This window comes from Spirosoma terrae (genome assembly GCF_010435915.1).
GTDB classification, from domain to species: Bacteria; Bacteroidota; Bacteroidia; order Cytophagales; family Spirosomataceae; genus Spirosoma; species Spirosoma terrae.
Window position 1 is genome coordinate 98,152 of record NZ_JAAFZH010000017.1, and the last position, 25,727, is coordinate 123,878.

At 46.0% G+C, this 25,727-nt stretch carries 20 protein-coding genes; 11 read left to right on the forward strand and 9 right to left on the reverse strand.

Annotation, left to right across the window (positions count from 1 at the left end; translation table 11 throughout):
* Nucleotides 1-166: 166 nt before the first annotated feature.
* A complete protein-coding gene (gene msrA, locus GK108_RS26325) occupies nt 167-736 on the reverse strand; it encodes a peptide-methionine (S)-S-oxide reductase MsrA (RefSeq protein ID WP_163954572.1) in 570 nt (189 codons plus the stop codon).
* Between the two features lie 179 nt (nt 737-915).
* On the opposite strand from msrA, the gene GK108_RS26330 reads away from it, so the two are divergent.
* Nucleotides 916-1,797 carry a PPK2 family polyphosphate kinase gene (locus tag GK108_RS26330; protein ID WP_163954573.1) on the forward strand — a complete coding sequence of 294 codons (882 nt, stop codon included), beginning with the start codon at nt 916-918 and terminating at the stop codon, nt 1,795-1,797.
* A gap of 52 nt (nt 1,798-1,849) precedes the next feature.
* Nucleotides 1,850-2,665 carry a sialate O-acetylesterase gene (locus tag GK108_RS26335; RefSeq protein WP_163954574.1) on the forward strand — a complete coding sequence of 272 codons (816 nt, stop codon included), beginning with the start codon at nt 1,850-1,852 and terminating at the stop codon, nt 2,663-2,665.
* Between the two features lie 211 nt (nt 2,666-2,876).
* Here the strand turns inward: GK108_RS26335 and GK108_RS26340 are convergent, their stop codons facing one another.
* Genes GK108_RS26340 through GK108_RS26355 form a run of 4 tightly spaced genes read right to left on the reverse strand, consistent with a single transcriptional unit; the run spans nt 2,877 to nt 5,956 of the window.
* Nucleotides 2,877-3,713 carry a DUF4097 family beta strand repeat-containing protein gene (locus tag GK108_RS26340; protein WP_163954575.1) on the reverse strand — a complete coding sequence of 279 codons (837 nt, stop codon included), beginning with the start codon at nt 3,711-3,713 and terminating at the stop codon, nt 2,877-2,879.
* A 5-nt stretch (nt 3,714-3,718) separates the two neighbouring features.
* Entirely contained in the window at nt 3,719-4,567 is an 849-nt protein-coding gene (locus tag GK108_RS26345; protein ID WP_163954576.1) for a DUF4097 family beta strand repeat-containing protein, read from the reverse strand.
* 32 nt (nt 4,568-4,599) lie between these two features.
* A complete protein-coding gene (locus GK108_RS26350; RefSeq protein WP_163954577.1) occupies nt 4,600-5,421 on the reverse strand; it encodes a HEAT repeat domain-containing protein in 822 nt (273 codons plus the stop codon).
* Entirely contained in the window at nt 5,411-5,956 is a 546-nt protein-coding gene (locus tag GK108_RS26355; protein WP_163954578.1) for an RNA polymerase sigma factor, read from the reverse strand. Before GK108_RS26355 ends, GK108_RS26350 begins: the two co-directional genes overlap by 11 nt.
* 307 nt (nt 5,957-6,263) lie before the next feature.
* On the opposite strand from GK108_RS26355, the gene GK108_RS26360 reads away from it, so the two are divergent.
* On the forward strand, nt 6,264-8,567 hold the full coding sequence (locus GK108_RS26360; protein ID WP_163954579.1) for a PQQ-dependent sugar dehydrogenase: 2,304 nt from the start codon (nt 6,264-6,266) through the stop codon (nt 8,565-8,567).
* A gap of 61 nt (nt 8,568-8,628) precedes the next feature.
* Here the strand turns inward: GK108_RS26360 and GK108_RS26365 are convergent, their stop codons facing one another.
* The 3 genes from GK108_RS26365 to GK108_RS26375 all read right to left on the reverse strand — a co-directional run bounded on the left by GK108_RS26365 (nt 8,629) and on the right by GK108_RS26375 (nt 11,325).
* Nucleotides 8,629-9,171 carry a 3'-5' exonuclease gene (locus GK108_RS26365; RefSeq protein WP_163954580.1) on the reverse strand — a complete coding sequence of 181 codons (543 nt, stop codon included), beginning with the start codon at nt 9,169-9,171 and terminating at the stop codon, nt 8,629-8,631.
* An 83-nt stretch (nt 9,172-9,254) separates the two neighbouring features.
* Nucleotides 9,255-10,766: a S41 family peptidase gene (locus GK108_RS26370; RefSeq protein ID WP_163954581.1), complete on the reverse strand. Its 1,512-nt coding sequence runs from the start codon at nt 10,764-10,766 to the stop codon at nt 9,255-9,257.
* Nucleotides 10,767-10,872: 106 nt separating this feature from the next.
* Nucleotides 10,873-11,325: an ABA4-like family protein gene (locus GK108_RS26375; protein ID WP_163954582.1), complete on the reverse strand. Its 453-nt coding sequence runs from the start codon at nt 11,323-11,325 to the stop codon at nt 10,873-10,875.
* Between the two features lie 150 nt (nt 11,326-11,475).
* On the opposite strand from GK108_RS26375, the gene prmA reads away from it, so the two are divergent.
* The 8 genes from prmA (at nt 11,476) to GK108_RS26415 (ending at nt 24,810) form a co-directional block, all read left to right on the forward strand.
* A complete protein-coding gene (gene prmA / locus GK108_RS26380; RefSeq protein ID WP_163954583.1) occupies nt 11,476-12,318 on the forward strand; it encodes a 50S ribosomal protein L11 methyltransferase in 843 nt (280 codons plus the stop codon).
* A gap of 39 nt (nt 12,319-12,357) precedes the next feature.
* Nucleotides 12,358-17,391, forward strand: coding sequence for a hypothetical protein (locus GK108_RS26385; RefSeq protein WP_246225187.1), 5,034 nt, complete (start codon nt 12,358-12,360; stop codon nt 17,389-17,391).
* Between the two features lie 489 nt (nt 17,392-17,880).
* A complete protein-coding gene (locus GK108_RS26390; RefSeq protein ID WP_163954584.1) occupies nt 17,881-18,390 on the forward strand; it encodes a response regulator transcription factor in 510 nt (169 codons plus the stop codon).
* 363 nt (nt 18,391-18,753) lie between these two features.
* A complete protein-coding gene (locus GK108_RS26395) occupies nt 18,754-19,992 on the forward strand; it encodes a sugar transferase (protein WP_317166581.1) in 1,239 nt (412 codons plus the stop codon).
* A 50-nt stretch (nt 19,993-20,042) separates the two neighbouring features.
* Complete coding sequence (locus tag GK108_RS26400; RefSeq protein WP_163954585.1) at nt 20,043-21,137, forward strand: glycosyltransferase family 4 protein; 1,095 nt, start codon at nt 20,043-20,045, stop codon at nt 21,135-21,137.
* A 53-nt stretch (nt 21,138-21,190) separates the two neighbouring features.
* Nucleotides 21,191-22,645 carry an O-antigen ligase family protein gene (locus GK108_RS26405; RefSeq protein WP_163954586.1) on the forward strand — a complete coding sequence of 485 codons (1,455 nt, stop codon included), beginning with the start codon at nt 21,191-21,193 and terminating at the stop codon, nt 22,643-22,645.
* A gap of 68 nt (nt 22,646-22,713) precedes the next feature.
* Complete coding sequence (locus GK108_RS26410; protein ID WP_163954587.1) at nt 22,714-23,574, forward strand: glycosyltransferase family 2 protein; 861 nt, start codon at nt 22,714-22,716, stop codon at nt 23,572-23,574.
* 21 nt (nt 23,575-23,595) lie between these two features.
* Nucleotides 23,596-24,810 (forward strand): glycosyltransferase, encoded by a 1,215-nt coding sequence (locus tag GK108_RS26415; RefSeq protein WP_163954588.1) that lies wholly within the window; start codon nt 23,596-23,598, stop codon nt 24,808-24,810.
* 5 nt (nt 24,811-24,815) lie between these two features.
* On the opposite strand, the gene GK108_RS26420 is transcribed toward GK108_RS26415, so the two are convergent.
* On the reverse strand, nt 24,816-25,688 hold the full coding sequence (locus GK108_RS26420) for an alpha-1,2-fucosyltransferase (protein WP_163954589.1): 873 nt from the start codon (nt 25,686-25,688) through the stop codon (nt 24,816-24,818).
* Between the last annotated feature and the right edge of the window lie 39 nt (nt 25,689-25,727).

Here is a 25,727-nt window from a genome sequence, read left to right on the forward strand (position 1 = left end):
ATGATGACAAGAAAGCAATCATGACAGCATGATCTGCACGATTTTATACAGATGGTTCAACAACATACTTAGAAATGGGGACAGCCATCAATTAGCTAACTGACAATCCATTAGAGCCAACAAAAAAGCCCCATTACGGGGCTTAGAGAGGGATTCACTACAGGTGCTAGGCTTCGGTAGTCTGCGGTTTCAATTTCTCCTTAAAAACCTTTCTAAACTTGTCCAGTTTTGGCGCAATAACGAATGCACAATAGCCTTGATCTGGGTTCTTGGCAAAATAGTTCTGATGATACGCTTCGGCTTCGTAAAACGTGCTGGCTGGGCTAATTTCCGTTACGATTGGTCGATCATACGCCCCTGCTTTATTTAGCTCTGCTTTCGCGGTTTCGGCTAGTTGCTTCTGTTCGTCGTTATGATAAAAAATAACCGAACGATACTGGGTCCCTACATCAGCCCCCTGCCGGTTTAATGTAGTTGGATCATGACTCCGAAAGAAAGCCTGAAGCAACTCCTGATACGTAATCTTTGCCGGATCATACGTCACTTCGACGCACTCCGCATGACCGGTCGTTCCGGTACATACTTCTTTATAGGTTGGATTAGGATTCTGCCCTCCCTCATAGCCAGAGATAGCAGAAATAACACCATCCAGTGAATTATACATGGCTTCGGTACACCAGAAACAACCGGTCCCAAATGTAGCTTTTTCGAAATTTACTGATTGATTCGCGTTCATATAAGGTTTATTATCAACGACGTTCAGCTACTCATTCACGATTCCGACGCCAAATTGACGTAGTAATTTGAACAACATAACGCCTATTGAGGAAAGATCTACTAACCATTACATCAGATTCTGGTTATTAGCTGTATTGTTAACGTAACAGACCCACGTAAAGTTTACACAGTATTCCCGTGAAAGAATTCGAAACCAATCGCTTCCGCTACGACGGCGACAAGTCGTTAAAAATCAAAAAAGCTCCGACTAAAGTGGACGATCTCTATGAAGATGACACTCATTATGAAGCTTTACTACGTCAGCAGGCTGCTGAAATTGATAAGTGGCAGGAACGTATGTATTCCCATAATCGCTATGGGCTGGTAGTGGTTTTCCAGGCGTTGGATGCGGCCGGTAAAGACGGCACCATCCAGCATGTGTTTACGGGAACAAACCCGGCAGGCGTACGTGTGTATTCGTTCAAACGACCGACCGAACAGGAACTGGATCACGATTTCCTATGGCGTAGCTGGCGCGAATTGCCCGAACGCGGAACGATCGGCATTTTTAACCGATCGTATTACGAAGAAGTGTTGGTCACTAAAGTTCATCCGGAAATTCTAACGGATAGCCAGCGGTTACCCGAAAAAGCAACGGAAGATCTCGACAAACTATTCAAGCAGCGATTTGATATTATCCGGGATATGGAGAAATATCTCTACCAGAATGGTTTTCTGACAATTAAATTCTATCTGCACGTATCAAAAAAGGAACAGGCCGACCGGCTCATTGCCCGTATCGAAGACCCCGACAAAAACTGGAAATTTGAAGAAGGGGATGTTAAAGAACGTGAATTCTGGGATGAATATCAGGATGCCTATGAAACATGTGTCAACGAAACAGCTACGAAAAACGCCCCCTGGTACGTCATACCAGCCGATGATAAGAAAAACATGCGGTTACTGGTAGGCCGCGTTATTATTGACGAGTTGAAAAAACTACCGATTGCGGAACCCAAGCCCGATGATGACCGATTTAAGGAACTGCAAAAGCTAATTCCAGTAATTCGCGGACAATAGCAGTATAAGTAGCGACGCTACGTATTATCAATGAAATTTTACTGTTCGACTCATGCGTAAAGTCTTGTTGATACTAGCCTTGGTAGTACAGGGTTCAATTCAGGCGAAACTATTAGCACAATCGTCATTGCCGGCCAATCTGCCACCAGCTAAATTTCATTTGTATCTGCTGGCAGGCCAGTCGAATATGGCAGGTCGCGGAACGGTAGAAACAGTTGATAAGACACCACACCCTCGGGTTTGGGTACTGAACAAGGAAGGCCAATGGATTCCCGCTACTGATCCACTTCATTTCGATAAGCCCGACGTAGTGGGCGTAGGGCCGGGTTTGGTGTTTGGCAAACAACTGGCAGAAGCCGATACGTCGGTGTTTATTGGCCTTATTCCGACCGCAGCCGGAGGGTCGGCTATTAGTTCCTGGCAGCCGGGAGGCTATCACGATCAAACCAAAAGTCATCCGTATGATGATGCCATTATACGGGCGAAACTAGCGCAGAAAACCGGAACGTTACGTGGTATAATCTGGCATCAGGGCGAAAGCGATAGCAAACCAGAACTAGCCTCGGTATACGAGAAAAATCTGGAGCAATTAATTCAGCGATTCCGAACAGAGTTCCACAATCCCCAACTACCTATTGTGGTTGGTACGTTAGGCGACTTCTACGTTTCCCGTACCCCCGGTGGCTCGACAATAAACGCAATCCTACAGAATCTGCCCAATCATATTCAGAACCTAACCTGTGTTGATGCAGCTGGCTTAACCGACAAAGGAGACAAAACACACTTCGATGCGCCATCGGCCCGCGAGCTGGGCCACCGGTATGCCAACGCAATGATCAATCTGGAAAAAGCCTCCGGCAAAAAGTAACCAATAACGTAGCACGCTGATTCCGTGCTACGTCATTAGTAAGCGTGAATTATGAATAACCAATTTCTGTCATCCCGACGGCAGGAGGGATCTTCGTAGCTAAGACTTCTTTTTTCTACCGAAGATCCCTCCTGCCGTCGGGATGACAGAAATTGTATTTATACTAAATTGTTAATAAGCCTATTAACTCAGCTTCTGTCCACAATTCACGTTATTTAGCTTTACGGATATAAATATTTCCGTGCATGTTTTTCATCATTACCTCAGGCCCGCCCCCGTTGATTTTTCCCTTCACCCAATCCTCAACGCTGACCTTATACATACCATTTTTTTCGGTCCGGGTCGACTTTGGCTCGCTTTTATCAACAGCAATATCAAAGTCGCTGTAAATATCACCCTGGTCGGTTTTGATTTTAACGGCGGCTTTGGTGTTACCCGGAAACGTTACGTCGACATTTCCATTGAGGGTAGAAAACGCCATTGGTACGTCAGCGTCAATTGCCTTGAACGTAGCAACCAGATTGCCATTCACCGTATTGGCAACGGCCGATCCCGAAATATTCGACAGTTGAATCGCGCCATTTACGTTCGATATTTCTAACGTACCCGTAACGTTTTCGACCGTAACATCACCATGATTGACCGTCTTCAGTTTCAATGAGCAGCGCTGTGGAACCCTGATGGTCAGATCGATAGGGCGCTTCCAGGAATCAGTGCTGATATTGACCTTATTATCTTTCTCTTCCGCCCGGACTTCCATACCATTGCCAGCCGATATGCGTTTCATTCCACTCGCATTAGGATCAACTTTATCGTCCCGATCAGTACGTCGGTTCGATGAAACAGCGTCGATTACAATGTCTTTACCGCTCGACCCCACCACTTTAATTGATCCACCGACTAACGCAACCGTTACAAAACCGGGTTTAGAGGGATCGCTTAAAGGGACAACTATTTGCTCTTTTGTGTCATTCTGAGCCACGAGTGGACCTGCCCAGCCAAGCAACAAAAGCAATAACGTATTACGTATCAACTGAATCGTGTTCATTGTTTTCAGGATTGTTTTTTAATATAAATGTTACCGTTGAATGTCTCGAACCGGAATGTTCGCCCGCCTTTACCAATACGTATGGCCGTGTTTTTATCCAGCTTATAGACAGTGGCTTCTCCCCGGCGCTCCTGGTTTTTCGTCACCTGAACAGGCAGGATTTCCGCATCGGGAAAGTCGGTGTAGAATTCGCCATGGAAGCTCTTAAACTGCAGATCAGCTGATAAGTTGGCGGGGTAGCTTATACGAATATTACCATTGAGGATATAATACGCTGACTTATCGGGAGGAATGGTCAAATAATTAATCACTACGTCGCCATTGATGGTATGCGCGTTGGTTTCGCCCTTTGCGTTAACGATCGTTATAGCTCCGTTCACGTTATTGGTTTTCAATTTACCGCTTACATCCTTTACCTCCACGTTCCCCCGATTTACGGTCGAAGCCTGTAGATTCATCTGGTAGGGAATTTTGACGGTAAAATCGAGCGTGAAGTCATACTGGATTTTTTGATTACGCTCTTTCTGGTTTCGATTCGGCCGCGAGTCGAAAGGCTCCGCTATGTAAGCGATAATACTATCCCCTTTCTGCTCAAACTCAACCTTGAATTCTTTCTTACCCGTTTCCAGCGCATCTTTATCTTTTGCGGTTATGGTTTTATCCACACTGAGCACAACTTTGTCGCCCGAATATCCTTCCACTTTGATAGAGCCGTTGATATTATAGATCGCCAGTGTACCATTCGTTGCTGTAAATTCTTTGGCAATATGTTCTTTAAAGTCCTGAGCCCGGACTGGCGATTGGGCACAAGCGAGCACCAACCCCACTAAACAGGGGATAATTAATCGGTTCATAATGTGTTTTGATTTCGGGTTACTGATTCGTTCTACGACAGCGCTTTAAGGCTCTCCTGAATTTTACTCTTTACTAAATCGTTGAGATTTTCCTGCCGAAGCAGTTGACGCAGCGGCTTTATGGATCGTTTTTCCTGCAACTTCACCATCAGATCGGCCAGCGCAACCTGCACCAGGGGCGAATCCTGATACACAAGAGCCTGCACCAATCCCTCGCGTACGTTGGGGTCATCAGCCAGCTTAGCGAGCGCTTCCAGCGTGACCAGGCGCACATTTACGTTGGGATCATTGTTAAGTGTTGTCAGTAATGCTTCGACCACGCGATTGTTAGCCTTGCCTATCTCTTCGGTATAACTAACCGCCCGAAGCCGTTCGGATGCCGACGGATTATCAATCAAAGAAAGCAACATCATCTGCCGCATTTCCTGCACCTGAGCCGACAACGTATCAATCTGCTGTTGATAGGCCACCACGGGCTTACTCTGGTTATGTAGCCAGTAGCCCACTCCTACTCCAGCAACCAGTAGCGCCAGGCTATAAGCCAGACGTAATGCAGGCTGGCGAATCAGGAATGATTTGATTTTCGCGATAAAATCAGCTACCGTTTTCTTTTCTTCCGCTTTAATCGACTCTTGATACGTATCAAGCATGGCGTCGAAACGGACGCGCATCATCTTACTGGGCTCAGGTGCTGCCAGTGTATCCATACGCAACCAAAGATTTTCCATATCGTCAGCTTCCTGCTGGCAATCAGGGCACCCGGCCATGTGCGCATCCATTTCCAGCCGTTCGGCATCGGGAAGGCGGTTACTGAGCCATTCGGTAAATTGCTCGTTGGCATTTTCACAGTTCATGCGCTTTTCGACTCGATTCAATGGTTGTATAGATTCGTTTCAATTCGTTCATAGCCCGATGAACCCGAACTTTTATAGCGCCTTCGGTTGTGTTCAGAACCTGGGCAATTTCGTCGTACTTCAACTCCTGGAACCGGCTTAGAATCAACACTTCGCGATGATCATCGCTTAATCTCGACATAGCTTTGCGAAGCAAATCCTTTTCCTGTTCCCGCTGTAACTCTTCATCGGCCATCAACCCTCCACCGATACGTTCAGCCAACTCCGTTACGTCGGCATGGTTAGCTGAGCGCTTGTTTTGTTTCGCTACATCAGCCAGTACGTTCCGGGCCAGATGATACATCCAGGTTCTGAACTCACCATCGCCCGTGAATGTATGCCGATATTTCAGCATCCGATAAAACACCGTCTGGACCATATCTTCACTTGTTTCCGTCTGGCCCGTCATATGAAACAGGAACCCGAACAAGGGGCGATGATAGCGCTCGAAAAGTAAGCCCATCTTATCCAGATTGCCTGCTTTTACTTGAAGCATGAGTGAATTATCGGCTAGCGCGTTCAATCAGATACGGGAGTTGATTTACTGTATTTTGGACTGGAAACTGCGGGAATTTCGCAAGGTTACAGAAAGACGTAATTTTTTTTGTTTCGTTGCTGCAATCAGCACTTTACTGTCGACGGTAGCTTATTTCTTCAGTCGGTTAATCTATTTCGCTACGTATAACTATTCTTTCGTTTATTACACACAAACTTCATCATAGTATAAGAATAAACAATCTCGGTAAATTACAGTTTAACGATCTAACAATTAAGTATTTATCTCTCTTTTATATCGACGTTTTATGACTACTTTTTACGGATTTCTTCTGATCAGATCGGAGAAGCACAGATGTGCTACGTCTCAGCCTATTCCACACTGGGCTCTGTTCTGTCTATTCCTGGTCAGCCTTATTGGTGAACTTGGTTACGCACAAACGTTTCCGGCTAGTTTCAGCCAGGTTCAGGTAGTCAATGGACTTTCCAGCCCTACCGTTGCTGCTTTTGCGCCAGATGGTCGGATTTTCGTAGCCGAACAGGCTGGTGCGCTACGTGTCATAAAAAATGGCAATCTGCTTCCTACACCTTTCGTGCAGCTATCGGTAGACCCATCGGGTGAGCGTGGGCTAATTGGCTTCGTTTTCGACCCTAATTTTAACAACAACCACTACGTATACGTGTATTATACGGTTCCGGGCACACCCGCTCATAACCGCGTTAGTCGACTCACAGCAAATGGCGACGTAGCACTGGCCAATAGTGAGACTATCCTTTTAGAACTTGATAACCTAAGCTCGGCAACGAATCATAATGGAGGATCTATGGCCTTCGGTAAAGATGGCAAGTTATATATTGGAGTTGGCGAAAACGCTAATGCGGCTAATTCTCAGATCCTCGACAACTATTTAGGAAAAATACTACGTATCAACTCAGATGGAAGCATACCTGCCGACAATCCTTTCCAGACAGGATCAGTTGCCAAGAGAAGTATATGGGCTTATGGGCTACGTAATCCGTATACAATTACGGTTCAACCGGGAACAGGTCGGCTTTTTGTGAATGATGTTGGTGCTGGCACCTGGGAAGAAATCAATGACGCCACAACGGGGGGCTTAAATTTTGGCTGGCCTTCTGCCGAAGGGAACAGCTCTAACTCAGCATTTACCAATCCGGTTTACGCCTATGGACATGGTAGTGGCGATGGCATTGGCTGCGCTATAACGGGAGGAACCTTTTTCAATCCAGCCAACACAAATTACCCCGCCAGTTTCATTGGAAAATATTTTTATCAGGACTTTTGTAGTAACTGGATCAACGTTCTGGATCTATCGACGACCCCTGCAACCAGAGCCTCGTTTGCTACTGGACTGCCCGCTAACGCCCTTAGCATCCTGACCGGGCCCGATGGTAATCTCTATTATCTAAGCATTGCAACAGGAGCGCTTTACAAAATCATTTATAATTCGCCCAATCCCGATCCGGGAACGTTTGCCATTACGGGCGTAACAATAGTTAACTGCGCTACAGTATCCGCTGGCCAGCGATCGGTAAGCCTGAACCCGCAATATGCCGGATTAACCGGGCAACCTGTCTCATTCTCTATAGCCAATGAATTTCCGGCGACGACGAATCCAGGGCCTTATACACTGACGCTGTATACAGATAACCCGACCATTACCCTCAAGGCAACGCAAAGGGGTACGTCGGGAACGGCTAGTTTCACCTACAACTGGCTAGCCGCCTGTACAGGCGGGTCAACCCCAAACACTCCGCCAACGGTGGCCGCTTCCATAGCCAATCAATCAGCTACTGTTGGGCAAAACGTTAGCTTTTCCATTCCGGCTGGTACGTTCACGGATGCAGAAACGCCAAACAATCTAACCTATTCAGTCAGTGGGCTCCCGGCTGGACTGGCTTTCTCCGCTCCCTCAACCATCACAGGTGTGCCAAGTGCATCGGGCGTGTCGACGGTTACTGTCACGGCCAAAGATCCAGGCAATTTATCGGCCAGCACAACCTTTACAATCACCGTCAATCCTGGCTCGACTCCTAATCCTGGTACGTTTGCTATTACTGGTGCAACATTGGTCAATTGTGCTACCATTTCGCCCGGAAAACGATCGGTGAGCTTAACCCCGCAATATTCTGGCATCACGGGTCAGCCCATTTCGTTCTCCGTCACTAATGAGATGCTGCCAACAACGAATCCTGGCCCTTATACGCTAACACTCTACACAGACAATCCTACTATTACGCTAAAAGCAGTGCAATCGGGTACACCCGGCGAAGCTAGCTTCAGCTACAATTGGCTAACTGCCTGTAGTGGAGCGGCACGTCAGGGAATCGAAAGCAGTTCTTTGCTACGTATTGTCGTTCTTGGCAATCCCGCTGTTAATGAAACAGTAGAGATTGATATTCAGGGAGCAACAGGCGAATCACTACGTCTGCAAATGCTGGATCAGCAAGGCAGACCTGTTAGCGAACGAAACATTCAGGAAGCGGGCGCAATCGAACGATTGACTATGCCCTTAGGAAAATCATCGGGAATGTATTTTCTGCAGGCTACTACGTCAACCCAAAGGGAGGTTGTAAAAATTAGTAAGCCTTAATCTGATCGAGTTCACTACGTCGCCATTGTTAGGTTCCAATGATGGCGACGTAGCGCTTGTCTTAGGCACGTAACGCAACTTCTTCCCCAACTCGCGGAATTAAGCCATGCGAATCGTGTTGAAGTAGCATTTCGAAGAGCTGGACGGTAGCAGCCGCATCGCCCTGGGCGCGGTGACGATTATTGAGCGGAATATTCAATGACTTACAGAGCTTTCCCAAACTATACGAAGGAAACCCAGGAAAAACCTTTCGGCTCGTCCGAACCGTGCAAACCGTTCGGCGCAGGTAGTCATGCCCAAGCCAGCCCAGTTCTTTTTTGATAAAATTAAAGTCGAAACTAACGTTGTGCGCTACAAAAATGGCATCCTGCGTAATATCGATAACGCGCTCAGCGACTTCAGCAAACAAGGGTGCGTCCTGCACCATTTCGTCAGAAATGCCCGTTAAATGACGAATAAAAGGCGGAATAGGACATTCTGGATTCACCAGCGAATGAAAGGAGTCAACGACTTGCCGCCCATCATGGCGAAAGATTGCGATTTCAGTAAGGCGAGCGGAGCCATTTACACCGCCGGTAGTTTCAACGTCGACAATACAATACACAAACGAGCGATTTACGGTACTCTGCTGATCGCGATAGCTACACGTCAGCCAATTACGAACTGTACACCGATAAAAGTACGGCTTTAGCGCGACGCCTGCAATGGTCTGGTTTTAGTTGCAGGCCAATTGATACCAGGTCGTGCCACGATTCCCTCGCGAATAAGCCGAAGCGTATACTCCAGCACATAATCCCGATTCGTCATCAGATCATCGTAAGAACGCGTAACGGTAAAATCTGGTTCGACGGTGAATCCGTTTGCCCGATCAGCAACTACCGCATGCGTTAACTTTTTAAGTGGGATACGTACCTGAATACGCGAGTTAGGCAACGTAATAGTTTTAAAATGACCGGCAAAGTCGCCCCAGTAAGCACTTCCGCAGGCTTCCCCGACAAATGTTCCTAAACCAGCGTCCAGCGTTTTGGCCAGTACCGACGTAGCTGCCGAAAACGAAGCGCCGTTCATCATAAAATAAAGATTTCCCTTGAATGCGGTCCGATTGCGAGGATGAAAGCGACGGCGGGATGACCGGTTGGCAAAACCGCCTTTTCCATTCGATTTATATTGCAGGCTAAAATTGAGTGCTGAAAACGGATTCCAGCGAGAAATGAGTTCGTTCCGGGCAGCCTTCTTCATTTCTTCCTGCTCCATAATGGTAAACGGCTTAGGCATCCAGTACTGAAGCAAATGCGCCGAGTTCAGCACGACACCGCCCCCGTTACCCTGCATATCGACAATCAAATTCTGTACATTTTCGTTACGTATTTCCCGAAAAGCCCGCTTGAGTCGTCGATTGAATGCCCACTGAAATGGATCTTTCTTTTTATGACTCATGAACGTGGATACGCGCAGAATGGCCGTGTGTGTGAGTGTATCAATAACGCGTACTGACAGATTCGGGCGGTAATCGATTTCGTTACGGTATCGGCGCTGCATGTTGGCCCGGAAATTATTGAGCGTCAGACAGCCTACTCTCGCCCGGCGGATAAGTGTGTCGGCAGGCTGACGGTACGTAATGGTGATCGAATCGGCCCAGCCGTACCAGGCTGCGTAATAATCAGCGAACTGCACCAGACTCCATTGGCGACGGCCCGTCAGGTTATCGCCATCAGAACCCGACCGATCGGCCTCCATCAATTCGGTATGGAGAGCAGAAACAGTACGTCCATTGATTGTTAGAAGCTCTGTGCCACGGTGCAGACTCGTATCAGCTGATACGTTATGACTGATGTAATACTGCCCTTCAACCGGACGAATATAGAACGGAATGAATCGAGTGTTTTTGCCGATAAAGCTCTTCTTATGATTTAGATTGGTATGGCCGTCCTTGAGGGATGTAACCAGGGGGCTAATATGACGAAAAAACGTCAGATAGTCCATCGATGCCGTTAGCCCATTATAAAGCGAATCGTAGAGCTGCTCCATCTGAGGTTTGGGGGTATAGTAGCCCATACCAGGATGCAACAAATCGAGTTTACGCTTTAAATAAGAAAAATCCGTACGGGCCTGTTCGGGAGTAATTTTTTGCGCAGTTGTGATTGAACGGCCCAGCCCAATCAATAGTCCCAGAAAAAACAGAGTTCGGCAAATCGTCATCAGTACTAGTTACGGTAGCAGTCAGGCACTTGCATCTAACTATAAATCCTACCGTGAAGATAGGATTTCGCGCAACTATAAACAACCAAAAATGTTTAATATCTTATTAAAATTTTGTTTCAGATTGGTTAGACAGAAATAAACGTATCAGTCCATATAACAATAGCCCGATAGGCCCAAGCATAAAACACAAAAACAGACAGGGAATCAGCCAGGCATGGGCTATGCCGCGCGTCTGGCCGTCACGTAGCACATAGCTTCCTGCCACCAGGTCGAACGCCAGATAATGAATCCACGCACCAAGCACAATTTCTTTGGGACCTTTAAATAATTCCTGTACACCCGCCAACGACCCGAACGAAGCTAAATCAACAGCAGGCCCACCCAGAAGCACTGGAGCCACGAACAGATAGTAGATGTACATTCCGCCCAGGATCATGGGAATTGGCAGCATAGCGGCCAGCATTTGAGTAACTCGCCAGCGAGGTGCCACAATCATAAAAATCCACTGAGGCAACACAAGAAGGTTAGCGTAGGAGAAGGCGGTTTCCGGCGTCATAAGAGGTTATGAAAAGGTGAGGCAAAGAACTTCATTTCAATCACTTAAGATACTATTATTTTTGCAATCTATCCATTTCCGAATACTGGCATCTGGCCTGGCATAATCTGATCTACACGACGGCGTCCCCTTTTTCATTACTTTAGAGGTATGAATTATATTGAACTACAGCTACACATTTCGCCCGATTACACAGACATACTCACGGCTGAACTGGCCGAACTTGGCTTTGAATCATTTATCGAAACCGATGAGGGATTGAACGCTTACATTATTGAATCGGACTTCGACGAAACGCTTTTACACGAACTTGTTGCTAAATACGACGCCCAAACTGCAATAGCCTACCAGGTGAATTCGTTAGAAAAACGAAACTGGAACGCCGAGTGGGAGCGCGATTACGAGTCGATAGAAGTGGCAAACAGTGTCCGGGTCCGGGCGTCCTTTCATCAACCGGACGCCCGGTTTCGTTACGATATCATCATTAATCCGAAGATGTCGTTTGGTACGGGCCATCACGAAACAACGGCCATGATGCTGGAACAGCAATTAGCCCTTGATTTTGACGGTAAAACTGTGCTCGACGTGGGTAGCGGAACCGGCATTTTGGCGATTCTGGCCGCGAAAATGGGCGCAAAAACAGTAGAAGCGTTTGATATTGAAGAATGGGCTGTCGAAAATGCTATTGAAAATGCAGCCCTGAATGATTGTCCTCAGATTTCGGTATTTCAGGGCACGATTAATGATATTAGTTCTCGGCATGAACTGAACCCGATTCAATACGATATTATTCTGGCCAATATAAATCGCAACGTATTACTGGCAGAAATTCCCATCTATACACATTTACTAAACGAAGGAGGCCATTTGCTGGTGAGTGGTTTTTATGATCACGATGCTACTGATATTCAGCAAAAAGCCATTGATTCCGGGCTTTTCCCAGCTAAAACAATGTCGTTACGGGACTGGACTTCGCTCGCATTTAAGAAATAAGACGATCAAACGTTAGGTTATACTTTTCGCAACAACTACATGAACCGCATCTACTCCAGCTATCGATATGGTTTGTCGGATGGCACCCATTTTTACGCTACGTGGTTTTTGGGGCAATTAAAGACTGCTCAGGCTTTAGCTATACTTCTGTCTGTTCTTACCCTATCGAACACATTTGGCCAGGCCGTCAGAATATCCGATAAACCAGATCAGTTTGTAGCTGATGTGCAAAAGCTCATGGCCACGGGTGGCGGAGTGGCGGTTCGGGCAGGAACCAACCTGCAGTCGTTATGGTCAGAAAATAGGCTAAGTCCTCAGCAGCAGGAACGTATTATGACACTGAGCCGGAAGATGAACCAGAAGCGCTGGCAACCGGCTACGTATTTCGTTCCGTTCTACGAATCCATATATCATGCTGTTAATACGCAGAAGCAGGCAACAGCATCGGCCGACGTAGATGGTATTTTGACGGTAGCCGAGAAACTGTTCGACGCCAACGACCCTAAAGCCTTTGCTCGTAGTCTGGAAACAGCCCGGCGGTTTCTCGAACGACGAGAACTGTATACCAGCAACTATAATAAACTGTACGCTCAGGGCGGTTCTTTTCAATTTCGTTACGTAGACAGTGGTCCGGTTGCTACGTCTGGCAGTAACCAGACTGCGCAGGACTCGGCGGCATCAGCCAAAGCGTCGGCAGACCGTTCTCGCTTTGACGGCTGGGACACCCCTGCTTCATCGGATTCGGCACCGACCCGCCCGCTTGGGCCTAAATTTATTCCCCAACGTCGGCCCATACCGTCTGTTTCAGGGGCTGTACTTACGTTGAAAGATGTATCGTTAGCTATGGTCGCCAATGGCGATTCGGCCCTGCTGAGCAATACGAACGGTGATTTGATGCTAAAAGACGGGACCTGGGTTGGGCAAGGGGGCAAATTTACCTGGGAAACCGCTGGTAGACCCGACATTTTCGTTACGTTGACGGACTATTCGTTAGCCACAATGAGCCCGAAACTGATGGCTGACGACGTAACGCTCACGTACGACAAAACGAAAACCATAAAAGGTGTTTTTGAGTATGTCAGCAAGAAAAAAGGTGGCCCCGTTACGTATCCGCGTTTCATGTCCTGGCAAAACGATGTGAAGTTAATCGACTTAGGCCCTGATATAGAATATTTGGGTGGCATTGCCTTATCAGGAACGCAAATGGTTGGTGCATCGGCCAGTGGCCGGCCATCGCTACTGACCGTAAAATATAACGGCAAAACAGCGTTCAAAGTCAGTAGCCGCCGATTCGATTTCAGCGTCAGCGACACAACCGGTTTCGGTTTCGATAGTGTGGCGGCAACCTCATCGAAGCAGTTGATTTCGGCAGGTTCAGCGGCTTTTGTTGGTTATATCGATACGGATTCCATCTCGCACCCTTACGTAAAGTTCAGGTACGACAAAAAACAACGTATCGCCTGGCTTGATCGCGAACTCCGCACCGAATACGCCCGCGTTCCGTATGCCGACTCGTATCATAAGTTTTACATCCAGCCCGAAATAGTACGCTGGGACCTTCCCCGTCGCAAGATCGATTTCTATCAGGTAGGCGCTAAGCGCGAGGTTCCCGTCCGGTTTGAATCGTTCGATTATTTTCAGCCACAACGCTATTCAGATTTAACGCTCGATTACGGTTTTCATCCGCTCCAGATCGTTGCTAACTACATTGCGACTAAAAAGCAGCAAACGTTTCTGGACGACGATATAACCCAGTTCGCCAGTAAAGTTAATCCGGCAGCACTACGTGGTGCGCTCAACCGAATGGTGGTAGAAGGCTACCTCGACCGGGATGTAAACACAGCCGTTATGCGTTTAAGCCGGAAAGGCTATTTGTATGTGCTGGCATATACGGGCAAACGCGACTACGATAACTTCCAGGTTCAATCACTTTTTGCTTCCAACGACAGCATTAAGAATGCAAGCATTAATCTGGACGATAAAATGCTGACCATTCGGGGCGTAGATCGGTTTACCCTTTCCGATTCGCTGAAGATTTTCGGCGTTCCTTCCGACAAAACGCTACGTATCGGTAAGGGAAGAGCCTTTACGTTGAATGGTCAGTTTAAAGCCGGAACGCTACGTTACGCTGGGCGCGATCTTAAGTTCGATTACGATAAGTTTTCGATGAACCTGAACAAGATCGACTCGATTACCTTTTCATCCTCTAAACTGGCCTCGCAGGGGAAGGAAGGTGAAGTTGGGGGCGATATAAAATACGAGAATCCGGGAACAGTTTATTTTGGCAGTGCCGACAACAAATCCGGCCGAATTGCGGGTAAGAAAACCACTCAGCGACTAGTTATGCCGGAAGGAATGACGGTTTATTTTAACCAGCCTATTCGCGGGAATATTACCTATAATCAGAAAGTTTACTTCAAGATACCGGCTATTGACAACGACAGCTTAGGCAAAGGCGATATTTCGTTTATTGGTACGTTCCACTCCGACGGTATTTTCCCGCCGTTTAAAGCGGAGCTAAAAACCATGCCCGACAATACGTTAGGTTTTGTTCATAAAGCGCCCGCCACCGGTTATCCTATTTACAGTAATAAAAAAGGCAGCTCGCCATCGAACGTAAAATTTACGGGCGAGCTGACAATGGATAAAACGGGTTTACGGGCAGAGGGCGTTCTAAATCATTTAACAGCCAGCCTCGATACGAAAGGCATCCTATTCATGACCGATTCGTTACTGGCCTCGGGCGATAAAGGCGAAATTAAAGAAGGGCTCGTTGGCAAAGGCTATTTCCCACAGGTTCAACTGAATAACTACAGCCTGAAATGGTGGCCCAAAGCCGACAGTATGGTCATCACTACGTCGAAAAACAATTTCAATTTTTATAATGCGACGGCCAACCTGGAAGGTAGCCTGGTGCTACGTTCAGCAGGCCTGTTTGGGAACGGTACGCTACGTCGGCGCGATTCAGAAGCCATCTCGAAAAGTATCAAGTTTAATAAAGAAGGCTTCGTTGCCGACAATGCTCAGTTTAAGGTCATATCCGACAAAGACGCTAACCGCCCGATGTTGCTCGGAAAAGGCCTTACAGTTGATTTTAACCAGACAAAAGGTATTGTTGGGCTAGCTATCAATCAGAATACGACCATCGACGATACGTTGGGGGGAGCCAATATGGAGTTTCCATTTGCAGCCTATAAGACAAATATCAACCGGGCGCAGTGGAACATCAATGCAAAAACAATCGCCATGAAAGGTGATGTTAAAAGCTCTACGTTTACAGCCACGGCCGAAGAGCAGGAAGGGCTGACGTTTAACGGATCGGCGGCTGTGTATGACGTAGAGAAAATGATGCTTAACATTAGCGGAGTACCTTACGTTACGTCGGCCGATGCGCGTATCTATCCCGATAAAGGTCTGGTTGCGGTTCGGCGGAATGGCGAAATGCTTCCGCTGAAAAATGCCAAACTGGAACTAGATACGATCAATTTATTCCACCGACTCAAAAACGGAAATATACAGGTTCTCTCCAGAACCAAGTTTGCGGGCGACGCTACGTATCAGTTTGCTACGGCCAAAGGCGATACAGCCAGCATTAAAATGGGCAGTTTTGAGCTGAAAGAAGCCCCTGCAGTTGCAGCCGCTAACCTGACGGCCGATGCTAAAAAATCGTCCAGGAGTCGTCGCGGCTCGTCGAACAAGCCCGTCACTACGTATTTCACGGTTGCGCGCGCTGAGGTCGACGAAGATGACAATCTTCAGCTGGCTCCTAAAATGCTCTTTAAGGGTTCTATATCGATGCAGGCGCCCGATCGTGACTTAGCGCTGGATGGTGCCATTAAACCAGCGCTCAAAAAGCGGCCTGACCTGATAAGTGGCTGGATACCGTTCAAGGAAAAAATTGCGGAACGACTTGAAATAAAAGTAGACAAGAATCTGAAAAATGAGGGGGGGCAACCATTAGTTGCCGGTATTCATTTCCGACTTGGCAATGCCGGTTTATATCCGACTTTCCTTTCTCCTAAAGAAGATCCCAAAGACGAAGATCTTTTTTCGGCTACCGGCATTATGAGCTACGATGAAAAGGATAAAGTGTACCGAATTGCCTCGAAAAGCGGAGAGTTACCCGCCGATCCAGCCATCGTTGCAACCGCAGATAGCTCAGGTCGATCAGATAGTACGGCCATAGCCAGCACGGATGAGGTTGAAAATGCATTTACATTTAACGATACGCGGGGTCTGATGACCTTCAAAGGCAAGTTGAACCTGTTAAATTCAGCCCCCAATGAGTATCTGCTGGCATCAGGGGCAGCCCGAATCAATATTGACAGCAGCCAGTATCGACTTAATACCCTGCTGGCCTTTACTTTCCCCGTCCCCGATCAGATTAACAGTATCATTGCCGACAAAATTGTTAAGACGAATCTGGAAGAGAAAAATGACGAAGCCGCAGACGATGATCTAAATCGGCTATCGGACAAATTACTGCCTCTGATTGGTCAACAAGCAGTTGATGCGTATCGAATAAAAGCACAAAACCAGCACGTACCGTTAAATCAGGCATCGCCGAAATTAAACGCAATGCTTGTTTTGGCCAATGCGAACCTGCGCTGGTCTGAAAAATTCAGCTCCTTCTACAGTACGGGGCAGTTGGGCGTCTCCAATATTGCCGCAACGGATGTTAATGCGCAAATGGATGGCTTCGTCGAGATTCGTAAAACAACAAACGGTGATGAAGTTACTATCTATCTGGAGGCCTCATCCGATGTATGGGCGTTTTACGATTACAAACCTGGTAATTCACCCGGTGCGATAGGGCAGCTCGCTATTATTACGTCCGATCAGGACATTAATGATCGGCTACTGGCAGGTTCGAAGAACAGCTCAAAGGCGGCTGTAGAGGTCGTGGCGGCCACTGCTGATGAGAAAACTATTTTTGTTGACCGCTATCTGGATCAATACAAAACGAAAACCAAACCAGCGCCTAAGCCTAAGGTACAACCAGGGCAAAAAGTTGTTGAGAAGAAAAAGGAAGAAAAGAAGAAAGATAAAGAGGCCGAAAAAGAGGGCTTCTAGATGCATAAAAAATGGGCTTGAAAATCGTTTCAAGCCCATTTTTTATGTACCCAACTAAAGCCAGCCAATTTTTATAAGGCTAACGCTATGTTCCGAAAAAACGAAATATGACAATTTTAACGCTGTAATATGGCTTTTATCAAAACAAAAGGGCGTTATAAGGAATAGCACAAAAGCGAGAACTTGGAATAATTTTCCTTTATAAGATATTTTTAATTTTATGATTATTTCTTAAAAAAATTATACAATAGTAAAGTACAATAGCTTATAGACCTCTATACAAACCCTCCATTAAATAACTAAAAATCAAATACTTAACTAAAATACAATAACACAAAACAGAACAAATACAGTAATTCAACCTATAACAATACGTATAAGCTATAGACTTTAAAGCCTATAGTTTTTTTTCATATATAGGTAACCAGAGATCAGGTAATTAGTCTAAAACTTAGATCTAACCCATCACGGAACTTAAAGACCATAAAAATGAATCCAAAATATCATTTGCTGATAGTGGATGAAAATCCCTACGTAGCTGATATTCTTATTCAGACTTTAAAAGCAGACTTTACCGTAACTGTAGCACACACAGGTCATGAGGCAGCTCGCTTATTGATACAAGGGAACCGGTTTGACTGCGTGGTCACTGAATTAGATTTACCAGTTTTCAGTGGACTTGAATTAACTAAGCTGATTCGAATGAGCAAGCTTATTTTTCAAACTCCTGTTATTATACTATCTAACGTCCCTGACAGCAACACACGTATTGAATGTCTTGAGCAAGGTGTTGATAGTTATATCACGAAACCGTTTAACCCTCTTGAGGTAAAAGCCAAAATTCACGCCATATTACGGCGCACGGCCACCTCTCAAGAACCTGTACAGCAAACGAACGCTTCTGCTAGCCTGCAAGCCGAAGACAAGTCGTTCTGGCCAACCAAATCAAAAATATTTTCAGCTTTATTCAGAAGCACTCTGGTAGCCCAAAGTGCATGAACATGTCTAAAAGCCAGCAAACGATATGCCAACTTTGTCATATTAGGCTATAAACGTAAAAAAACGAATAACGCATATTGTTCCGTCTGGCTTCACCTATACAAACAGACACCTGATAGTCAAGCTAATAACACACAGTACTTCCAACTCACAACCACACCATTTATTTCGCCGACTAGCAAACATTTACGCTACATTTTAGAAAGACTCTTCATTAAGCAATTGACGTATAAAAATAGGGCAAAAGCTATACTCTAAAAGGCGAATAAAGAATAATAGGGCACTTTATGATGCAATGAGCACCTAAGCTCGGGCCTAGGCCATAAACGGCTAATCGCCTACACCGTCAAAAAATATGCCAAAGTGCAAAACGCAATGATTGGAAGCCTCATTAAATCGAACCTTGTGGATATATCTCCCGTATCATGCCTTGTATTGATAGAGATGGATGATGAGGTTGCCAGCCAAATTATCCATCTAGCTGGTGATATGTGCTCTGTCGAACGATTTCGAGACATAGAGGATGCAGAAAAATGGCTTTCTACCTATCCTTCAATAGATCTGCTGATCGTAGGCAATAACACGAGTGAAGCGATTGTACCGCGCCTTAGAAACCTGCTGGCAGACCAATCAACCCCTGTATTAATCGCTGCGCAACAGATCAGACCTACTCTTGTTAAAGCGGCTCTCCGTACTGGCGCAACGGATATTTTAGATATCAATGGAGACAACTACAGCCTTCAGTTTAAAATACGCTATTACCTGGATTTAAAAACCCGTATTCTGGCACTCCCAGTAACTAAACGCCCTTCAGATCATCAACCTCTCAAACTGCCGGTTTGGAAACGCGCCATTGACATTGCCGTTTCTCTGGTAATCCTGATCCTGCTTTCACCTATTCTTTTACTGGTTTCTTTGCTCATTAAGCTAGACTCAAAAGGACCAATTCTTTATAAATCGAAACGGGCTGGAACTAACTTTCGCATATTCAATATGTATAAGTTCCGCACCATGAGCACCAAAGCCGATCAGCAATTACATGATCTGGCCTCACAAAATATATATTCCAAACCCTCTTTAACGCCCCTTTCAGATAGTCTTTTAGACGATTATAGATCTGCTTTTTTGTGTGATTCGTGTCGTCAGCGGGGTGTTTCATGCCAGCAACCCTTAATTGATCAGCATCAACTGGTTTGTGAAAAGCTGTTTTTACGGGAAAATGAGGACGCTGCCAAGTTCATGAAATTTCGCAACGACCCACGAATTACCCGTCTGGGTACCATTCTCCGAAACAGCAGCATTGATGAGCTCCCTCAACTATTTAATATTCTCCTTGGCGATATGTCGTTGGTGGGCAATCGCCCATTACCGCTTTATGAGGCAGAAAAGCTAACGTCTGATGAGTTTGCCAAGCGTTTTGCTGGTCCAGCAGGCCTGACCGGGTTATGGCAGATTAAAAAGCGCGCCAAAGGTCAGGGTCCCATGTCGGACTGGGAACGTACGCAGCTCGATATTGAGTATGCGAACACGTTTTCTTTTAAAACAGACATGTTTATTATCTGGAAAACGCTATTCAGCTTATGGCAAAAGGAGAATGTATAATCATACTAAAACACGATTTAACCTGAACTACTATCCAGTTCCTCTACGTAATGACAGACGTACTAATTGATCACCAAAAGTTTAGCACTCAGCGCTACGGAGGAATTAGCCGTTACTTCGTCAGCCTTATAGATGGCATTCGTAACTCTTCCGATGTTTCGTATAAACTTGGGGTTTTACATAGTCAAAATCATTACTTACAAAAAGAGCGTATACTACTCAATAACAGCGCATTAGGCAAACTAATCAGCACAAAAGAAACAGCTAGTTACTGGCTGAATGAGCAGTACTGCCGTCAACTTCTGAACAGGCAGGATTTCGATGTTTTCCATCCTACCTATTACAGTCCCTACTTTATCAAAGGGCTTCGGAAGCCCCTGGTTGTGACGGTTCACGACATGACGCATGAGCAACTACCGGAGTATTTCTGGGCGCATGATCCGCTGACCTACCAGAAACGTATGAATATTGAACGGGCAGATGCAATAATTGCGATTTCTAATACCACACGTAACGACCTGGTTAATTTACTTCATGTAGATCCAGCGAAGGTTCACGTGATACACCACGGCATTGACAATAATGCCTCCTTAAAAAGTCAGCCTATTTCAAATTTACCATCCCATTATTTGCTCTACGTTGGCGATCGCGGGGGTTATAAAAACTTTTATTTATTTCTCAGGGCCTTTAAACGGCTGCAGCATCGGTATCCCGATTTACATGTAATTCTGACCGGTGGAGGTTATTTAGGAATTGCCGATCAGGAGTTTATTCATCGGCTAGGCCTCCATGATCGGGTTCGGCACTTTAACTCGACCGACGACGAACTGACGTATCTGTATCAAAACGCATTATGCTTCGTTTATCCTTCCTTGTACGAGGGATTTGGATTACCTATTCTGGAAGCATTTCGAGCAAACTGCCCGGTTGTATTAAGCGATACCAGTTGTTTTCGGGAAGTTGCCGCCGACAGTGCGGCCTATTTCTCCCCCAAGGATATCGACGATCTGGAGACTACTCTTGATTCCATGATTACGGATACTGAACGCCGTAAAAGTCTGATAAAATCAGGGGCCGATCGATTGAAGCAGTTCCCTTTATCCTCATCAGTTCAACGCACATTAGATCTGTATAAATCGCTATAAATCGCTGAATTAACACTACGTTATAAAACAGCCATAATCCACTGCCTAATTATATGTTTGACCGCACATTTATCCTTGTTCAACAACTGCGCTACAACCGAGAGCTATTCACCGGTTTAGGGCTGTTGATAGCAGTGATGGCCGGTTGGCTAATTGGTAATTTTGGCGTAATGGGCGGTCTTATCACTGTGGGGCTCCCTGTGGCTTTATTTTTTGTCGTTAGTATTTTATTAGAGCCCAAAATTGGCTTATTACTATATATCCACCTGGGCTTCGCGCTGGGTTTTACTCGTTTTGTTCAGAGCGAAATTCCGTTTGGTTTAGCGCTGGATGGGGTCATCATGCTCACCCTGCTCAGCGTTCTATTCAATGCCAAACGTATGAACTGGAAACGGCTACGCCATCCAGTCTATTTTCTGCTGGTTTTTTGGCTGGTCTATACCATTCTCGAACTGCTGAATCCAGAAGCTCCTTACAAACCAGCCTGGTTTTATCATGCCCGTGCTTTTTCGTTAAACTGGTTCTACGTCGGCACCATTATGCTCGTTCTTCCTATTACCAAAGACGAAATAAAGCTTCTGATAAAAACCTGGTTAATATGGTCTTTTCTGGCGGCTCTGTGGGGGTTTAAACAGCAGTATATTGGTCTGGCAGAAGCCGAAGAACGGTGGCTGGCAGAAGGTAATGCTAAAACGCACCTACTCTGGGGGCAGCTCCGAACCTTTTCATTCTACTCTGACGCATCGCAATTTGGCGCCGAAATGGCCAGTGTTACGCTTTTCTGCGCCTTCCGATTCCTGGAAGAAAAAGAAACACTACGTAAGGTCGTGTACCTGAGTTTAGCTTTGTTGTTCTTCTGGGCATTTGCCATTTCAGGTACACGTAGCGCTTTCTTCGTACTGATTGCCGGTTTCCCGTCTTATCTGGTACTTAGCCGAAATATCAAACTAATGCTTCAGGGAGCCGCAGTGGCCATTCCTCTGTTAGCCATTTTGCTATTCACGCACATTGGTGACTCTAACTATCACATTTATCGAATACGTACGGCACTACGTCCTGGCGAAGACGCTTCGTTCATGCTTAGGCTGGAAAATCAACAAAAGCTCAAAGCGTATCTAAGCAATTTGCCTTTTGGGGCCGGAATAGGTACATCGGCCGACACAGGCGCTCGCTTTTCACCGAATCATTTTGCCGCGCAGATACCACCCGATAGCTGGTACGTAGAAATCTGGATTGAAACCGGCATTGTTGGTCTATCCATTTATCTGATAATGCTCTTGGGCATTATAGGGGTTGGCGTTTATAAAGTCTGGCAGATCAAAGACCCCTGGTTATTCAAACTCATGATTGCTCTGCTGGCCGATTTTATTGGTATCGCGCTGATGTGTTATTCCAATCCAACCTTAAGCCAGTTTCCAACCTGTACCATTTTATACATAACCTCCATACTTTTTACAACCAGTGAACGCTGGGATACAAAGCCTCAACATCAGCTTTTTTCAGCCTAGTCAATACCTCGAACTACACTCACCAATCGAATACTAATCCATACATAACATAATCTATACCATTACCGATGATACTTTTCTCAAATCCAAAGTGGCTCGAACAGCATCAATACCCATACAACAGCATTGATGAAGTGCCCCAGTCTGTTTTTGATAGGATTAACGAACGGCTCGACAAGCGTTTGAGTACAACTCCGTTGGTTTCCATTATGGTGATCGCCTATAATGAAGAAGTTAACATTCTTCGGAGCATTAGTACACTTTCCTGTCTCGAAACCGATATTCCATTCGAGATCGTGGCCGTTAACAATAATTCAAGCGATCGAACACAGGAAACAATTGATAAACTCCACGTTCGCAAATTTTTTCAACCCATTCAGGGTTGTGGCCCGGCCCGGCAAATGGCACAGGAGAACGCCATTGGTAAGTACATGTTATTAGCCGATGCCGATTGTTTTTACCCTACCAACTGGATGAACGAAATGATGAAAAAACTGCAGCAGCCGGGGGTTGTTTGCGTGTATGGTCGTTATTCGTTCATTGCTAATCCAGAGCTACCAAGATGGCAGTTAACCATCCATGAAACGCTAAAAGACCTTATCGCTGAGGCCCGTCAATACAAACGTCCTTATCTGAATGCCTATGGTATCAGTATGGGTTATCTTCGGGAAGCCGGGCTCAAGGCGGGCTATATGATGCACCGGAGAACCTGGGGCGAAGACGGTCGAATCTGCTTTGAAATGATGCAGTATGGCAAGGTGGTTCCAATGAAAACACGTTCTGCTCGTGTCTGGACTGGCCCAAGAACGTTAATGAAAGATGGTACGCTTTGGCAGGCGCTGGGAAAACGAGCCAGGAAAGAAATAGGACGTGCCATTTCCTATCTGACACCTCATCCGCCACACGACCCAAAAACCTCCGAAGACTAGACAGCTTCCCTCCCACCGTTCATGACTAATTTTGATAGCATCATCTGTATTGGCCAAACGCCCTGGAAAGGGGATTTCCAGAAAGCGATTGTTCAGTTGGCTACGGAATTGTCCGTACGGCACCGGGTTCTATACGTTGACTATCAATATACAATCAAAGATTTGCTATCGGGTATGACCGGTAGTCGGGATGTGCCAATTCGGGAATCGCTGCGCTTGTCGACTCCAACTCAGTTGAAGACTATCGATCATGACAAGGCCGTTTATGTCTGGACTCCCCCGGCCATGATCCCTATTAATTGGCTGCCGCCCAAACCGCACGATTTTTTTCTACAGTGGAACGTAGCTCGCTTAGTTAAAGGTCTTCGCAACGTAATGCGCCAGCTAAACATGACTCGCCCGTTGATCATCAACGGTCTGAATCCTGTTTTTGGTCTACCCATGCTGAAGCAACTCAACGAATGCGCAACCATTTATTACTGCTTCGATGAAATCACAATTGCCAAATGGATGAACCGCCACGGCGGACGCTATGAGCGATTGTATCTGGAACGCGTCGATGCTGTAGTGACCACTTCTGAAACGCTACGAATAGCTAAAGCAAGTGTACAGCCGAATACGTACTGCGTTAAAAATGGTGTCAATTTCGCCCTTTTTAATCAGGCTCGCTCACTCGTACAGCCCCATAAAGCCACGAAACCCATTGTTGGTTATCTGGGAACAGCCGACGATCGCCTTAATCTGGACCTGATCGAGTATTGTGTGCGAGTTATGCCCGACGTAACCTTTCAGTTTATTGGTGAGGTTCACGAACCGTCGATTACGCAACGACTTTCAACGTATGCAAACGTCGTTTTCACTCCGCCCCATCAACCAGCCGGTTTACCTCCTTTACTGGCCCAAATGAGTGCAGCCATGATTCCGTTTGTCTGTAATGAGCACACGTATACGATCTATCCGCTCAAAATAAATGAATACCTGGCAGCCGGTTTACCAGTAGTGTCGACACCATTTTCGCTACTCGACGATTTTAACGGCGTTGTAGAACTAGCCGATACCCCCGACAAGTTTAGTCAGGCGATACGTAGTGCTCTGGCCGATACGTCTGCGCAACGTATTGAGAATCGCATTGCAATGGCTCACAATAATTCCTGGGAGAAACGTGCGGTAGAGTTTGAAGATATTATCAAGAAAATACCGTCGGCCTTTACTAGAACGCCTACTCAGCCTGTTTAATGTAATCAAATCCGCATCCAGGCAGCCGGAATCAGATCTTTCGTATCCCAGCTCGGTTTGTTTTTAAACCAGCGTTCAGGTGCAATCACCTGTTTATTTCGTTTAGGATTAAGCCAGGCTCCCCACCAGCTGAACGAACTGTTAGCAATAATATGGTGATCGCATAAACTCATCAGTTGAAGATCATCCAGATCCGCATCACGGCCTGTATTGATAACGAATTCATGCGGAACATTTAGCGGTAAATTCTCTCGCACCCACTCAGGATCATCGCTAAAAATGAAGAACGTAGCATTTGGAAAGCGTTGGATCATTACTGGAATAGCCTTATTATAATAGTCAAGTCCAAGAAACCCAAACGATTGGCTAAACTCAGGATGGCTGACGTAATCGCCCCGACGAATATGCAGCGAAACCGGAACGTCAGTACGTTCAATTTTTGACCTGTAACTCGCAAACAGATCGCCCGTTTCGCGCTTAAACGTCAAGTCTTTCCGAATAACATCTGCACAATTCGCAAAGTAGCCCTCTGATTGCCAGCAACCATCGAGTATAATTAAATTGGCTCTGGTTTTCAATACAGCCGGATCAATATGAAACTGTTCCTCTTTTACGAATTGAACGAATGGCCTGAAACTACGATTAGGCAACAACTTTGTCGCTTTTGATACGTATACGTAGGGCGACGTATCGAGTATAGAACAGTCTAAGGCAAAAGGATGAAGTTTAAATTTTCGGGGAGTATCTGTCTCATACTCATACTTATAGTAGCTTAAATCAATATAGAGCGACGTATTGTTTAGCAGGGCGAGACTTTTGCCCAGCGCATACTGAAACAGTTGATTGCCTAATCCCCCTGAAATTCTAGCAATGACCATTGCTTATAAGCATTACGTTATTTTTATGACGCCCAACCT